This window comes from Virgibacillus sp. Bac330 (assembly GCF_003667845.1).
GTDB classification, from domain to species: Bacteria; Bacillota; Bacilli; order Bacillales; family Amphibacillaceae; genus Virgibacillus; species Virgibacillus chiguensis.
In genome coordinates this window covers 79,111-93,416 of record NZ_CP033048.1, presented here as the reverse complement: position 1 = coordinate 93,416, position 14,306 = coordinate 79,111, and the positions used below count along the sequence as shown (strand labels likewise).

Below are 14,306 nucleotides of genomic sequence, written 5' to 3'. Positions count from 1 at the left end.
TAAAAGGAGTAAGCTTTTTAAAATCAATACACATCTTTTTTTCGCACCCAAGACATAATACCATCAAGTAGCACACGATCTGATTAACCTGTTTAACCGTGTATGAGTTACCCTTAACAAAATCAGCAATCGATTCGCCAGTCGCAAATTTGCTTGCAGATTTTTTTTGACCGTTACTTTTTGTCTAGGACTAAACAATTTTGATTTTTGTTTGCTGGATGTGGTAGATTTACCACTCAACCGTCTATTCACCTCTGCTTTAACTTCGTTGTATACGGAAGAACTAAACACCTAAAGACTTAACTAAAGACTTACGCTTATTAGCATGTCCATTTACCATGCTTGCCGTCAATGACTTCTTGCGCCATCTGGGCAACAGTTTTACCTTTTGGTTTAGATGCTTTTAATGCCTGATCTACGGTTAACCTCTTTGCGCACCTTGTCATACTTAGCTTGAGCAATCCCTAGTGATTTACGTCTAGCATCGTGACTGTTACCATGTTTACCAGCAATAACTTCCTCAGCCATTTTAGAGATGAATTTATTTGCTGGTTTGTTAGGCTTAGATGGTTTTGCTTGTACGCCACTGTCACCCCAATTGCGGTAATAATCGTATACATTTGCAATAAATTCTGCCCAACTTATGCCGTTTGGTTCTAACCAACTTTGTGGATCTGTACGAACCAATTAGTAACTATCTGAATTAGTAATACAATTGCAGGAACCAAGGCCAACCAAATAGACTTCTTTTTCAACCTTACTTTCAATTAATTTTCATAGGTCACCCCCTTTTTTAAAATTTTACAAATGAAAAACGACTCGTCCGATTAGACTAGTCGTTTACCAAAAATAGTAAAGCCTCTTCATTCCGTCATTGCTACTACACTTTCATTATGATTATTATCTCATCGTTTATATAATCATCAAAGTCTGTTTCTTTTGTACCCCTTAAAATTTATCAATAAGTAATACTTCTAACGTAACCAAAGCAAAAAGCCATCCACCCCATAGGCGAATAGCTTCTGCAAATGTTTTTTTACCTTCTGTTCTATTTTTAATGCGTTCTACTTTTGCTTTAACGACACCGATTTCTTCACGCAACCCGTTATACTTTTTAATAATTTTCTCGTTTTTTGCATTTCATTGCTCAAGTCTCTAAAGTCACCACGCATGGAGTTTATTTGTTCGAATAAATCCTTGTTGGTGTACCATGGTCTTTGTTCACTCATATTTCCCCCTACATAAGACATAAAAAAGTACCTCGTTTGAGATGCTTTAGCATTCATTTAGTTTATTTATTGGCTTTAAGTTCTGCGACTTCTTTCTCTAACTCTTCAACGCGCTGCAATAAAGTTTGAGCCACTTTAGCTACAATAGAATTCATAGATTGTGTATCAAAAGAGTAAAATTTAGGATCTATATCATCTGCAATTAATAATTCTTCGGGTGTGGTTTCAGGAATTAAAACACCATATGATGTTTTATCATCAACTAAAAGTTCATCCCCTCTATCAAATACCCTATTATAAGTTTTGTATCCGGCTTTTTCTAAAATCTCCTTCGCTTCTTCAAATGTTAAATCTTCAATGTTTCTATATCTTTTTTCAATTGGTTCCATTTTAATACACTCCCTTGTTATTTTACCGACTTTAGTAATTATTTCTATACATATTTGATTTTCCCTGCATAAAAATAAAACCTATTCAGCGTCTGTCGTACTTAATCTCTCGTTAACTTTTTGCTCCACTAACCCAGCTAAACTATCCATGCTAGAGCTATTTGCAAAAAACTCTTGCATCGTCACAGGCACGTATCCATGTAAATTAATCTGCCCATACTCGTCAATTGCTCTAAAATCAATACGTACTTCATATCTTGTACTGTTGATTTGATATTCAATCATTACTGATTATCCTCCTCTTTAGATTCTTCAAATTGCTGGCAAATGTAATCGTGTATAAACGAACCTTTATTGCTTAATTCTTTGTCATAATCTAGTACCACCTTTTCAATCATTTGCAGTGCACCTTCTAGGTTTTCATCAATAACAAAATGCTCATTGTACAAATCTTCCTGTTACTTTTTAAATTCTTCTACATCTTCAATATGCCAAATCCCATCATCTAAGTACGCAGTGGATACCTGTTTGAAACCAAATGCTTGATAAAACGCCTTTAAATGCTGTTGGGCTTGAATCTTAATATTGTTTTTAAAATGATTCACTGTATATTTCATCGCTTCCTCCATTTATTCTTTTCCATATACCCTATCCCAGTAAGCTTTTGTCACAAGGACTCTACCTATAGAAGCTTCTACATATTTACTACCAGCAGGAAGTTATCTTGCGTATGCTACTAAATTTTGGTTATCTTGAAGCCACAAATGTGTTGCTTTTAAAGCATATGGGTCTATTTCTTGATATGCGCATTGCTGTTCGACTACAAATACATTCACTCGAGACTTTAATTAAGTATATAGTTCCAGTTGGTCAAGTTCTTGAAAAGATTTTTTCTCCACCTCATATCATGTCCTCTCCTTCATTATTTCTAGATAGAATAACAGGATTTTCCCATTTTTTGTCGAATGAATGTAATATATAGTGCCAATGGAAAGGAGAATGATTTTGCTTACATATGAGGATCGAATTGGTTTTATAGGTACTGGCGTCATGGGGGCGAGCATGGCAAAGCGAATTATGAACGCAGGATACCACGTTTCCATCTATACACGCACAAAGCAAAAAGCTACGAGCTTAATTAACGCTGGCGCGGATTGGGAAGATTCCATTGCCAATTTAACAAAGAACTGCAAGGTCATTATTACGATGGTAGGCTATCCAAGTGATGTGGAAGAAGTTTATTTTAGCGACCAAGGTATTTTAAAAAATGTAGCTCAAGGTACTTACTTAGTGGATATGACAACTTCTAAACCTAAACTAGCAGAGCAAATTGAAAGCGAAGCAGAAGAAAAAGGGTGCTATGCATTAGACGCGCCTGTATCTGGTGGTGATATCGGTGCCAAAAATGGCAAACTAACCATTATGGTCGGTGGAAAAGAAAAAGCATACAAAGATATACTCCCATTATTGCAAACAATGGGCGAAAACATCATTTTGCAAGGAGAAGCTGGAGCTGGACAACATACCAAATTAGCGAATCAAATAACGATTGCTTCTAATATGGTTGGCGTATGCGAAGCCATTGCTTATGCAAAAAAATCAGGACTTAACCCTGAGTTAGTGCTTGATAGTATAACAGCTGGCGCGGCTGGAAGCTGGTCACTTTCTAATCTTGCACCACGCATGATCAAAGAAGATGATGCACCAGGATTTTATGTAAAGCACTTTATTAAAGATATGAAAATCGCACTAGAATCAGCAGAAGAGCTAGGACTGTCTACACCTGGATTAGCTCTATCGTTAAAGCTTTACGAGGAGCTTGAAGCAAAAGGAGAAGCAGATAGTGGCACACAAGCCTTAATCAAATTATTTTCCTCACCGTAATAATTTTTCATACAGAAGGATAACGCATAAACCTTACGCTATCCTTCTGTTTTTATTTTTGTCACGTTTGCAAGTAATAGGAAGCATTTTTGAGTGAAAAGTTATAGCTTTATCCCTATTAAATTTTTTAAAAATTTAGTTGTTTTACATTTTAAAGCAAATTACACTTGTATTGTACAAACAATGGAAAGGAAGGGAGAAAGGTATAATGGAATCCAAAATAGAAATTATTCCAAAGCAACGAATTGCTTTTATGCGACGAACCGGCCCCTATGGTCGCGAAAATAGGCAAGTAATGGAGCGTTTAAAAAAATGGGCTACGGAAAAGAGTCTCCTTCCATCTGCAACTATTTTTGCTATACCTCAGGATAACCCGAAAAAAACATCACCTAAAAATTGCCGATTTGATGTGGGTATCACCCTCTCTGAGGAATACCTTTTACAAGAGGATAGAGCCATTCGCGAAGGTTGGATTTCTGGAGGAAAATACGTTGTTTATAACATCAATCACACAGCTAAAGATATTGCCAAAGCGTACAAAGCTATTTTCCCAGACCTCAACAAACACGGTTATCAAATAACGAACAAACCTATAATGGAAAGATATACTGGCGATATGTATAACCATCCTTATTGTGACATTTGCGTGCCTGTAAAGTAAAATTTTGGCATACCAAAAGAAGTTATCCGTTTGATAACTTCTTCTTTTTTTCATGGATGAAATCACCATTGATCGCATGGAAAAAGCCATTATACGACTTGTAGGTTCGCTATTCACACAGAAGGTTTTAACTATAAAAGTATCGAAGTTTATTGGTAACACTTGGCTTAAGACCATATTTTTTTGGGATATAGCATCATCGTTTTCCGTATAAGACAACCTTAAAGCTAAACATTAGATACTTTCCTATCTACTTACTTTTAAACAAAAGCTAATAATATAGCATAGAGGTTGCTTAAAGTTGATCATTTCCCAATATTTTCATCGTTTGCACGCATGTAAAAATGTATATGGCACACTTGCGACAAGACAGTAACCTTTCCAACAGATCATTTTCCTTTATTCATGTTTTGGTTATCTACTTCTTGCTGAACGGCAAAAGCTAAATCATCATTTCCAAATAACTGAAGCGCTTGAAGTACCGTTTCTGTTGCGATGAAATCAGCTTCTTCTTTGGGCACTGTCTCCTCCATCATTTCTTCCAACACTTTATTAGCTTGTTGATGAGGATACGCCTTTTTATACACTTCTAAAGCATCTACATCATAATTGACACACCACTGCGCAAAAACTAAAATCATCATTCTTTCATTTTGCTCATAGTTTGCAATGACCGTTTTTTCTGTTTCGTTCATACGCTTACCCACCATTTCTTAACATAAATATCCAAGAAAATGATAACGACTGTTGTAAATCAAGCGGCAAATGGTTATACATCTCCTTACTAACACCTAGCTTTGGTACACCATACCCATCTACATATTCCAAATCTATATCCGTACAAAGCTGTTGAAATTCCCAAGGCATCATTGTATTACAAATGACTGTTTCCCCATGCAAGCGCGGATAACTGTTCGCACGCGGTCCTGCAGTCGGTCCTAATATTCCTACACAGATATGTCCACCCTCTTTTACTACACGCTTTAACTCTTGCAACGCTTGCTTTGGATTTTCCGTCCACTCCAAAACATTCATTGCCATAATGGCATCGAATGTATTTGTGGAAAAAGGAATCTTTTGTACATCTCCTTCCAATACATGGATGCTATTTGGAAGTTTGTTCTTCGCATATTGTACCATCACCGAAGAAATGTCAATTGCAGCTACTTGATAACCTTGCTCATATAACTTATACGCACCATACCCATCACCACAACCTATATCTAATACATGCTGATTAGTGCTCAGAAAACGACGCAAAAATGGGATAACAGCCTGTCTGCTTCCGGTTTCCCACATGTTTTTACTGCGTTCATTCCAAGTAACGGCACGCTCATCCCATTGCTTTGCAACCTCTCCATTCCAATTAAACCCCATATTACATCCCCCTCATTCGCCTTATCCTTGTTTCCATTATGCCTTTTATCCAGCTTTTTTTACAGTAAGATCTTAGATAAAATAATTTTTCAGAAAATTACGCTTACCGTTTTACAGAAACGCTTTCTTATAAATAGTGTAATAAAAAACATGCTAAGACCACAGAATGATATAATTGGGATTGAAGTTGACAGTAACTTTTACGAATGAAATAATTGTTTACGTTTGAGTGAAGCTTAAAATTGTTCTATGTCACCACAATGGACGGATTTTATCATTTACATAAAATGAAGTTGACATATCTACATGTGTGAGAAAAAATAAAACCGCATCATTGTAGATTGTGAAAGGAGAAATAATTTGGAAGCATTTTTAATAATAGTAAAGGATATTATTTTACCAGTTTTTATTATAATGGGATTAGGTTTTTTCTTACAAAAGAAATTTGACCTTGATTTACAGACGCTGGCAAAATTAAATATTTACTTTCTTGTTCCTGGGTTTATTTTTGTTAAACTGTACGATACAACATTTTCAGGGCAGCTCTTACTACAAATAGTCGTCTTTTTTACATTATTCATTGCCTTACTCTATATCGTAGCAACAATTACCGCACGCCTTATTGGGTTTGATAAAGGAAAGTCGACTACATTTTCTAATAGTATTCTTTTCTTTAATTCTGGTAATTATGGCGTTCCTGTTAACGATTTAGTGTTTAAAAGTGATCCTGTAGCGATGTCCATTCAAGTCATCATTTTCACCTTACAAAATATTCTCCTATTTTCTTATGGCATTTTTTCCTTACAATCAATCCAAATTGGTAAACTACGAGCGTTATTCAGTTATTTTAAAATGCCCGTATTATACGCCATGCTAGCAGGAATTTTATTAAATATTGCAAATGTTTCCATACCCACTTTCGTTTGGGTTCCAGCTAATTATGTAGCTGATGCAATGGTAGCTATGGCCTTACTTACTTTAGGTGCTCAAGTAGCTCAACTTCGTCTAATTTCCAGTTTGCCAACAGTTTATATCAGTTTAGCTATTCGCCTCATTCTCGGTCCAATCATTGCGCTTGGTATTATACGTATCTTACAACTAGATGGCATGATCGCTCAAGCTCTGTTCATTGCCTCAGCAATGCCCACAGCTGTAAACAGTTCCGTTATTGCACAAGAATATAACAATCATCCAAATTTCGCAGCACAAATCGTTCTATTTTCCACCATGTTCAGTACGATTACGGTAACAGCAGTCATTTATTTATCAAGACTTTTATTTTAAAAGATCAGTTCGCAGGTATCTTCAAATATTTAGTGAAATAGGCACCTAAAATAAACAAAGCAACAGTGATCCCAAAACTCACCAAACCGAGAAATTCAAAGAAGTAGGCAATGATATTTACCATGGATATACAGAAAAAACAAATCGGTGTCAGTGCGCTTTTAATGCCTTTCACCCCTGCTCGTTTTCTTTTTTTGATCGTTACATATATAGCAATGATAAGTATCATTGCTAAACTTCCCCACATTATGTCTGAAAACAATGCCATGAGCCTCCTTTGTTTCAAGATGTTCCTATCCTATATTATTTTACTTGCTTTAAAAGCACTACAAATAGTAAAGATTTTATCTCCCCATAACCGAAAACTTGATTTATACAATAAAACAGAATTTGCGAGGATATACCCACTGCATCCCCCAACTATACCACACATACCTCTCCACGCTTGAAACAGCAGTCTTTTGGTTAAATCAGTCGATAATTTTCAATTATTTCGCGGATATGCTGCATTGTGCGATGCGCAGCTTCATCTGCTGTCAGCCTCGACCTGTTATTCAAAATCGTCGTGAGCATGCCTTGCCAAATTAACACCGTTCTCTCATTTATAGCGTTTGCATCATCTTTATTTAAATAACCATCTGTTATCGATTTATTTAATTCATACCGACTTCTTTTTGATAAATTATGGTGGTGTAGTAATGTTTTAATATCTTCTGTCATATCACCAAAAACAATAGATTGATAAATTGTATAATAATTCTCTAATATCTCTTCCGGTCGATCACCCAAATCAGCTAAAAATATCGCATTATAAACTTGAGGTTCTAAAAAAGAATGATGACAAAAACACTCCCAGCTTAAAATATATTTCTCTAAGGAATTCTTACCTTTGTCCATATATGCAGGGAGTGCTTCAATATATTTTTTTAAGTAACCAAGAGATGCAAAAAATATTAAGTGAGATAATTCTTGAAAATAATTGTATATGGTTGCACTATTATAGCTCGCCTTGTCTGCAATCTTACGAATCGTTACATGTTCAATTCCTTCTTCTTCTATGATATCCGATGTTGCATCTACAAAATAATGCCACATTCGCTGCATCTGTTTTTCTCTTTTTGTCAACGTCATTTTACCGCAACCCTTCTACCTATTTATCCTTTACTATAAAGAAGTTTTTCTACTTTATCAAGATTCAATATAAACGAATATATTATGAATGTAGAAACAATGCTTACGGTTGAATACGTTGAGAAATGCTATTTCAAAACAGTTTCTTTTATAGGTATGCTTTCATTCTTTAATAAGTCCGGCTGAATAATCTTCTCTTGGTTTATTAACCTACGAACTAGTAGCGCGTTTTTTTGTTGATTTATTAACAACGCAGCTTCTATATTATTTTGAGCATTTAAGAAAAAGTATGTAAATTGATGTTCCTTCATTCTACCACGAATAAGGGTTTTCATTTCTTTACTTGCATGACCAAAATATTGAAATTGAGACTTATACTGATCGGACCAAAAGTATGGTACCGCAGAGTAAGGCTTTCTATTATTCGAGAGCATATTATTTGCCACACACTTGCCATGATTCATCGCATGATCCCAATGTTCAATATGGATCATCTGGTTTTTATATGGCCACATCGTGCAATCTCCCGCTGCATAAATGGTCGGTACGGAAGTCTGCCCCCATTCATCAACCACATAACCCCTATCGTGATTGACATCTAAACGAGCCAAACTTGTATTTGGTTCCACCCCAATTCCAATGATTACTGCTTGGCATGAAATCTGTTTACCTTTTGCAGTTAGAACCTCTTCTACTTGAGATTCGCCTTTAAAATGAACAACCTCATCCTCTGTAACAACTTTGACTCCTTGCGTTTGATGTAAATGCAAAAAATATTTACCAAGTTCCTTTCCGAAGACATGCTCTAATGGAAGAGAAGACCTTTCAATGATGGTTACTTCTTTTCCTAGACTTCTGAATGAAGAAGCGAGTTCTGCCCCTATAAATCCTGCTCCAATAATAGCAACATGCTCTACATCTTGTATATATTTTTGCATTTTCTCTGCATCCGTTAACGTCTTTAAATAAAATACACCTTGTAAACTCGCCCCCTTCACCGGAAGCTTTTTTAATTGTGATCCTGTCGTTAATAGAAGCTTGTCATATGGCGTTAATTCCCCATTTACTTCCACCACGACACGCTTCTCTGTATTTACCGAAACAATCTCTGTTCCTAAACGAAGCTCGATACTTAATTTTTCAAAGTGAGCAGCCTCTCGTAAATGCATATCTAATGCAGATAAGTTTCCAACCATGAATTCTTTCGTTAAAGGTGGCCTATCATACGGTATATTTGTATCTCGATCAAAAAGAATGATGCGTCCGGAAAATCCTGATTGGCGCATTGTTTCTGCTGCATACACACCAGCAATACCAGCGCCAATAATAACAATTGTCATTTTCATCTCTCCCATCTATATTAACGCTATTACGACTGCTTGAAATTCTACTATCCGAGCTCCTTTTAGAAATTGATCTAGTGATCTTTCAATGAATAGAGTTGTTTTTTCCACCCCCACCGACTCTCATACGTCAAAATAATAACTTCCTTATCACCAACTCCTTATGGTAATCCCTTACATGAGAATACCCTCCCCGTTTTACTTAATTGATAAACCTTAAAATCTGCTTCAGAAAATATTAAACTAATAGAATCATTTACTCCATAAGCGATATTTCTATAACTTAATCCAAATTTGTTGATCCTTTTCTACTACTTCAAAAATAGGAAGTGACTTATCCGCTGGTCCTTCTAACACTTCACCATCCCGAATATCAAAACAGGCAAAATGGAGAGGACAAGTTACACAGTAATCATCCAATTCCCCTTCAACTAATTTTGCGTACGCGTGACTGCATATTCCATCTACCGCATAAATAACCCCTTCCACTCGAGCAAGCAGTACATCACTTTTTCCAACAGTTACTTCAATCATATCTCCTTCATGGACAATAGAACTATCTCCAATAAAAGTAAAACCTTTATCATGTAATTTATTTTCATACATGGAACTTAGCATTTATAACAGCCCCTTTATTTTCTTCATTTGTTTGAAAGACCTGGCTTTTGCCAAGTCTTTATGAAGTTAATTTTCCTTCAAATTAGTAACCCAAGGTTATGATTTAAAATACTTTGAAAACTCAGGCATGTGGTGCTTTTATCTTCCACTTAGACTTGCTTCAATCACATCTCCAATTCTTGAAAGTTTGTCTAACAACACTTTATATCCAGGATAGAAAAGCTTACCACATTGGTTCATTACATATAGTATTTTTCAAGCGTTTTAATGGTCTGTTTCGCTTAATTCTATTTGCACGTATTTCTTGAAATTTGCAACCCGCCAATCTAATTTAGTTAAAATGCCGCCATTTTCATAGGCTTTAGATTGATTCCCTAGTTGAACCCACTCACTTGCTTCCCAGTCTTGTTCACTTGTAATATGCCAAAAATCTACTGCATCTTGTATATAATGACCTTCCTTTTGCAACACATCAGGATCAAACAACCAGTATCCATTTACAACTGTTTCATCTGGAGCTACCGGGAACATCGCAGCAATAAATATATAATCAGAAGCAAGACATATATAAGAGTGTGGAAAAAGATGCAAATAATAAATATATCTTTTATCTTCTTCACTCAGTTTTGGAAATGCCGGTCGGTACGCATTACCATCTAAATTTACTCGATCGTATCCATCTTTTAATTTCATTGCCCCTACATGCTTCACCACTTTCGTATCCGGGATATTTTTATCAATCCAATTTCTCGGTTGATTTGGTGGTGTAGTACGGCTTAATTCAGGGTGAATATTCGGACAGTGATAACACTCCTCTGCATTTTCCATCAGTAATTTCCAATTCGCCTTCACTGTATAAGTCCGTTTTTCAGCAAGTTTCAACCGATGCATTTCATACTTCTCATAAATGGACCACGATGCTGGTAAATGAAAAGATGCTTTTAAAGATGGCGCATTTTCATCTACGTTTAGCCAAATAAAGCCATCCCACGTTTCTACTTTTACACCTATTAAACCGTGCTCTTCCTTATGAAATCCCTCATCATTTTCAGGTACATTAGGCGCTTTAATCAACTTTCCCGTATCTGCACTATACATCCAACTATGATACGGACAAATAATGTTCCCACGACTGAAATGCCCTGATGAGGCCGTACATAGTCGGGAACCACGATGGCGACAAACATTATAATATCCATTGATTACGCCATTATTTCCTTTTGTGATAATAAAATTCTCGTGAGCAATTTGCACCGTTATATAATCTCCCACTTTAGGAATCTCTTCTTCTCTTCCTACACAAAGCCATGTTTTAAACCAAATTTTATTTAGCTCATGATAAAACACATTCCAGTCATAATACTCTTTTCCAGGCATGGTTGATTCATACTTTGCCTCAACTGGCCACCCACCTTCAATGCTTTTCAATGTAACTCCTCCTCACCTTTACTTATTCCAAATAAGATGTTAAGGGCCTATCCTTAAAAAAACCACCATAGAATAGATAATGATTTTTATATTTACTACATAGTAGAACCCTTTTTCTAGAAAGCTTGTTGATTGCTTAGTTAATAATTTTCAGAGATAGTTTTCGTTAAAACAAAATTGAGTAAATATTCCTTCACTCCCGTTTTAGATCCGCTTCCAGACATATAATACCCCCCAAACGGCTGCATACCAACAACAGCACCTGTGCATTTTCCATTAAAAAACAAATTGCCACACTCCATATGTTCACGCGCAAACGCTAAATGTTCTCTTTTATTAGAATAAACCGAACCAGTCAATCCATATGCAGTATTATTATAAACGTTTATTCCTTCGTAAAAATCTTTGACTTGGCATACGGCTAAAACGGGGCCAAAAATTTCTTCTTGCATAATGCGCGCCTGTGGGTTAACTTCTGTAAATATCGTTGGATGAACGTAATACCCTTGTTGCCGATCGCTCTCTCCTCCTAAAACCAGGCGCCCTTCCTGCTTTCCAATTTCTATATAATTCCTTACCTTATCAAATGCCTTATTATTAATAACAGGGCCAATGTCGTTATTATGTTCTCCTGATCCAACACGTAAGCGCTTTGCTTTTCGAACTAACTGTTCAATAAAACGATCATATACCTTTTCATGTACAATTACCCTTGAACAAGCAGAACATTTTTGACCTTGATAACCGAATGCCGAAATAATGACGCCATCTACCGCAGCATGTAAGTCTGCAAATTCATCCACAATAATTCCATTTTTACCGCCCATTTCTGCTACTACCCGTTTCATCCACCGCTGTTCTGATAATCCTCTATGTGCTATTTCATCTATCTGCAAACCGGCTTCCTTAGACCCTGTAAAAGAAATAAAATTCACATCCTTATGCCCTACCATATAATCACCAATTTCTGCAGCATTTCCAGGAACAAACTGGATAACGCCTTGTGGGACACCAGCTTCCTCCATCAACTCTACAAATTTAGCAGCGATAACAGGTGTTAAAGAAGAAGGCTTTAATAGCACGACATTACCTGTTACAATTGCTGCTACAGTCATGCCTGTTACGATCGCTAATGGGAAATTCCACGGAGATATAATAGCACCTACTCCAAGTGGCTTATATTGTAATACATTTTCCATACCTGGTTCGGCAAAAAGCGTTTCCCCTTGGTCCAATTCCATAGCTTTTCTCGCATACATTTCTAAAAAATCAATTGCTTCCATTATTTCTCCATCTGCTTCTTCCCAGTTTTTCCCGGCTTCATATATTTGCCAAGCAATCCACTCCATTTTTCTTCTTCTCATTAATGCAGCAGCTTTCAATAGGTAACGAGCTCTTTCTTGAGAGGTTAATAAATTCCAATATGCAAACGTACTTCTTGCATTATCCATTGCCTCATCTATATTCTTTTTACCAGCCTTACTTACAAACCCAATAACTTCATTAAAAGATGCGGGATTATAAGAAATAAGTTGATCTTCTGTAAATATTTTCTCACCGGCTATCCGCAAAGGATATTGTTGCCCGAATTTTTGTTTAACAGCGTATAATGCTTCTTTTAGCTCCTGCTGCTTTTCTTCATCCTTCCAAATGATAGGTGACTCATTGGAAAATAGCGAAATTGACATAACGAATCGTTCTCCTCCCTTCTCTTCTTAAAACATGGCAGGTTCTGACCATAGCTTCACTTCCGTGCCAATACCTTGAGCACACGCATTTTGATAAATTTTATAACTATTTGCAGTATCTGTTGCACAAATGCCTAATGTAACAAAGAATATACGATCATCATCACTTTCTCTACAAAGCGTGCTCCCTTTGATGACTCCTCCTAATTCTTTAATGTCATCTGCATGTAACTTACCAGCCTTAGTAAGTTCGGACAATGGATATTTTTCGTCCTGTAAACGCAATTTATAATCCATGCAATATTTATTAAAACCTTCCAAAATAGCATCGTCTGTATGATCCCACATAGAGACACCAGAATGAAAGGACCCCTTTTTGATCCATTCTTTGGGAATATACTCTTCTCCGACATTTACATTCGTTGCCGTATATACAATATCTGATTGAGCAACAGTTTCTTCTACTTCTTTACAAATATGAAAAGAATACCCTAAATGACTCCAATTTGCTGCAAATTTTTCTGCCCGTTCCTCGTTAACATCGTATAATCGAACTTGCTTTATGTGTTTCATCACTTTACTTGTAGCTTCTATATGAGCATTTTGTATTACACCACACCCTACTAAACCAAGTGTTTCTGAGTCAGGCCTAGCACAGAACTTTGCCCCCAGAGCACTAGATGCCCCCGTTCTTAAAGCGCTTACAATAGTGTCATCCATTACGGCAAAAGGGTATCCTGTCTCTTCATGATAAAGAATAATAATACCATTCGATCTTGGTGTTTTCCGTTTCATTGGATTCATAGGGTTACTGGGAATTCCTTTCACAGCTGCTAACTGCATCTCTTCAGAGCGAATTAAAGCAGCATGAACACCTATCCTTTTCCCTGAATAATTGCCTTGTTCCCACAACAAATGCAACAATTCCGGTTCGACAACTTTACCTTCTGCTAGCCAAAGATTTACTTTTTCCACATATTCAAGAATCATATCCATATCTTTTGCTCCACCTTGAATACACTCTTCTTGAGATAACCACAAAACATTCACCTCTTTGTTTGAACCACTCACCTATAATCCCCCATTCTTTTTGATCATGATTATTAATTTGATTACATTATAATCACGATTACAATATAATGTCAATATATTGTCTAAATATTTTGTAATAAATAATAATTTCTTTTATTATAAAAAATAATAAGTATAAACGAAACGGGGACGTACAACAACTTTTCCTGTTAAAAATAGCTAATTAGCCTTTTTACGTACAA

General features: G+C 36.2%; 19 protein-coding genes. 3 read left to right on the top strand and 16 right to left on the bottom strand.

The features are described from left to right. Window positions 1-393 precede the first annotated feature (393 nt). From D9780_RS00415 to D9780_RS00395, 7 genes are all read right to left on the bottom strand, one after another. Window positions 394-687, bottom strand: a complete 294-nt coding sequence (locus tag D9780_RS00415; protein ID WP_121638870.1) for a hypothetical protein — start codon at window positions 685-687, stop codon at window positions 394-396. After that, window positions 657-728 carry a hypothetical protein gene (locus D9780_RS21560; protein WP_371413726.1) on the bottom strand — a complete coding sequence of 24 codons (72 nt, stop codon included), beginning with the start codon at window positions 726-728 and terminating at the stop codon, window positions 657-659. Before D9780_RS21560 ends, D9780_RS00415 begins: the two co-directional genes overlap by 31 nt. Before the next feature lie 220 nt (window positions 729-948). After that, window positions 949-1,101 carry a hypothetical protein gene (locus tag D9780_RS20900; protein WP_162985745.1) on the bottom strand — a complete coding sequence of 51 codons (153 nt, stop codon included), beginning with the start codon at window positions 1,099-1,101 and terminating at the stop codon, window positions 949-951. Between the two features lie 190 nt (window positions 1,102-1,291). Next, window positions 1,292-1,618, bottom strand: coding sequence for a hypothetical protein (locus tag D9780_RS00405; protein ID WP_121638868.1), 327 nt, complete (start codon window positions 1,616-1,618; stop codon window positions 1,292-1,294). A gap of 81 nt (window positions 1,619-1,699) precedes the next feature. Continuing rightward, window positions 1,700-1,903 carry a hypothetical protein gene (locus D9780_RS00400; RefSeq protein WP_121638867.1) on the bottom strand — a complete coding sequence of 68 codons (204 nt, stop codon included), beginning with the start codon at window positions 1,901-1,903 and terminating at the stop codon, window positions 1,700-1,702. Then, the gene (locus D9780_RS20895) at window positions 1,903-2,067 is read right to left on the bottom strand and encodes a hypothetical protein (protein ID WP_162985744.1); all 165 of its coding nucleotides are present in this window, start codon (window positions 2,065-2,067) and stop codon (window positions 1,903-1,905) included. Before D9780_RS20895 ends, D9780_RS00400 begins: the two co-directional genes overlap by 1 nt. A gap of 9 nt (window positions 2,068-2,076) precedes the next feature. Beyond that, the gene (locus tag D9780_RS00395; RefSeq protein WP_162985743.1) at window positions 2,077-2,235 is read right to left on the bottom strand and encodes a GNAT family N-acetyltransferase; all 159 of its coding nucleotides are present in this window, start codon (window positions 2,233-2,235) and stop codon (window positions 2,077-2,079) included. Window positions 2,236-2,617: 382 nt separating this feature from the next. On the opposite strand from D9780_RS00395, the gene D9780_RS00385 reads away from it, so the two are divergent. Beyond that, a complete protein-coding gene (locus D9780_RS00385) occupies window positions 2,618-3,502 on the top strand; it encodes an NAD(P)-dependent oxidoreductase (RefSeq protein ID WP_073009585.1) in 885 nt (294 codons plus the stop codon). A 208-nt stretch (window positions 3,503-3,710) separates the two neighbouring features. Continuing rightward, complete coding sequence (locus tag D9780_RS00380; protein ID WP_077706318.1) at window positions 3,711-4,163, top strand: AraC family transcriptional regulator; 453 nt, start codon at window positions 3,711-3,713, stop codon at window positions 4,161-4,163. A gap of 389 nt (window positions 4,164-4,552) precedes the next feature. Here the strand turns inward: D9780_RS00380 and D9780_RS00375 are convergent, their stop codons facing one another. Together D9780_RS00375 and D9780_RS00370 are read right to left on the bottom strand one after the other, a co-directional pair. Continuing rightward, on the bottom strand, window positions 4,553-4,858 hold the full coding sequence (locus D9780_RS00375; protein WP_073009579.1) for a hypothetical protein: 306 nt from the start codon (window positions 4,856-4,858) through the stop codon (window positions 4,553-4,555). A gap of 4 nt (window positions 4,859-4,862) precedes the next feature. After that, window positions 4,863-5,540: a class I SAM-dependent methyltransferase gene (locus D9780_RS00370; RefSeq protein WP_121638864.1), complete on the bottom strand. Its 678-nt coding sequence runs from the start codon at window positions 5,538-5,540 to the stop codon at window positions 4,863-4,865. Between the two features lie 360 nt (window positions 5,541-5,900). Here D9780_RS00370 and D9780_RS00365 point away from each other — a divergent pair, with 360 nt between their 5' ends. Then, window positions 5,901-6,824 carry an AEC family transporter gene (locus D9780_RS00365; protein WP_121638863.1) on the top strand — a complete coding sequence of 308 codons (924 nt, stop codon included), beginning with the start codon at window positions 5,901-5,903 and terminating at the stop codon, window positions 6,822-6,824. Between the two features lie 4 nt (window positions 6,825-6,828). On the opposite strand, the gene D9780_RS00360 is transcribed toward D9780_RS00365, so the two are convergent. From D9780_RS00360 to D9780_RS00330, 7 genes are all read right to left on the bottom strand, one after another. After that, window positions 6,829-7,086, bottom strand: coding sequence for a hypothetical protein (locus D9780_RS00360; protein ID WP_240458753.1), 258 nt, complete (start codon window positions 7,084-7,086; stop codon window positions 6,829-6,831). A 203-nt stretch (window positions 7,087-7,289) separates the two neighbouring features. Next, entirely contained in the window at window positions 7,290-7,955 is a 666-nt protein-coding gene (locus D9780_RS00355) for a TetR/AcrR family transcriptional regulator (protein ID WP_371413682.1), read from the bottom strand. Window positions 7,956-8,083: 128 nt separating this feature from the next. Beyond that, window positions 8,084-9,295: an NAD(P)/FAD-dependent oxidoreductase gene (locus D9780_RS00350; protein ID WP_240458752.1), complete on the bottom strand. Its 1,212-nt coding sequence runs from the start codon at window positions 9,293-9,295 to the stop codon at window positions 8,084-8,086. Window positions 9,296-9,574: 279 nt separating this feature from the next. Then, on the bottom strand, window positions 9,575-9,916 hold the full coding sequence (locus tag D9780_RS00345; RefSeq protein WP_121638861.1) for a Rieske (2Fe-2S) protein: 342 nt from the start codon (window positions 9,914-9,916) through the stop codon (window positions 9,575-9,577). A gap of 264 nt (window positions 9,917-10,180) precedes the next feature. Next, window positions 10,181-11,344, bottom strand: coding sequence for an aromatic ring-hydroxylating oxygenase subunit alpha (locus D9780_RS00340; RefSeq protein ID WP_121638860.1), 1,164 nt, complete (start codon window positions 11,342-11,344; stop codon window positions 10,181-10,183). A gap of 140 nt (window positions 11,345-11,484) precedes the next feature. Next, window positions 11,485-13,032 carry an L-glutamate gamma-semialdehyde dehydrogenase gene (gene pruA, locus D9780_RS00335; RefSeq protein WP_121638859.1) on the bottom strand — a complete coding sequence of 516 codons (1,548 nt, stop codon included), beginning with the start codon at window positions 13,030-13,032 and terminating at the stop codon, window positions 11,485-11,487. Window positions 13,033-13,059: 27 nt separating this feature from the next. After that, window positions 13,060-14,103, bottom strand: coding sequence for an ornithine cyclodeaminase family protein (locus D9780_RS00330; RefSeq protein WP_121638858.1), 1,044 nt, complete (start codon window positions 14,101-14,103; stop codon window positions 13,060-13,062). Window positions 14,104-14,306 lie beyond the last annotated feature (203 nt).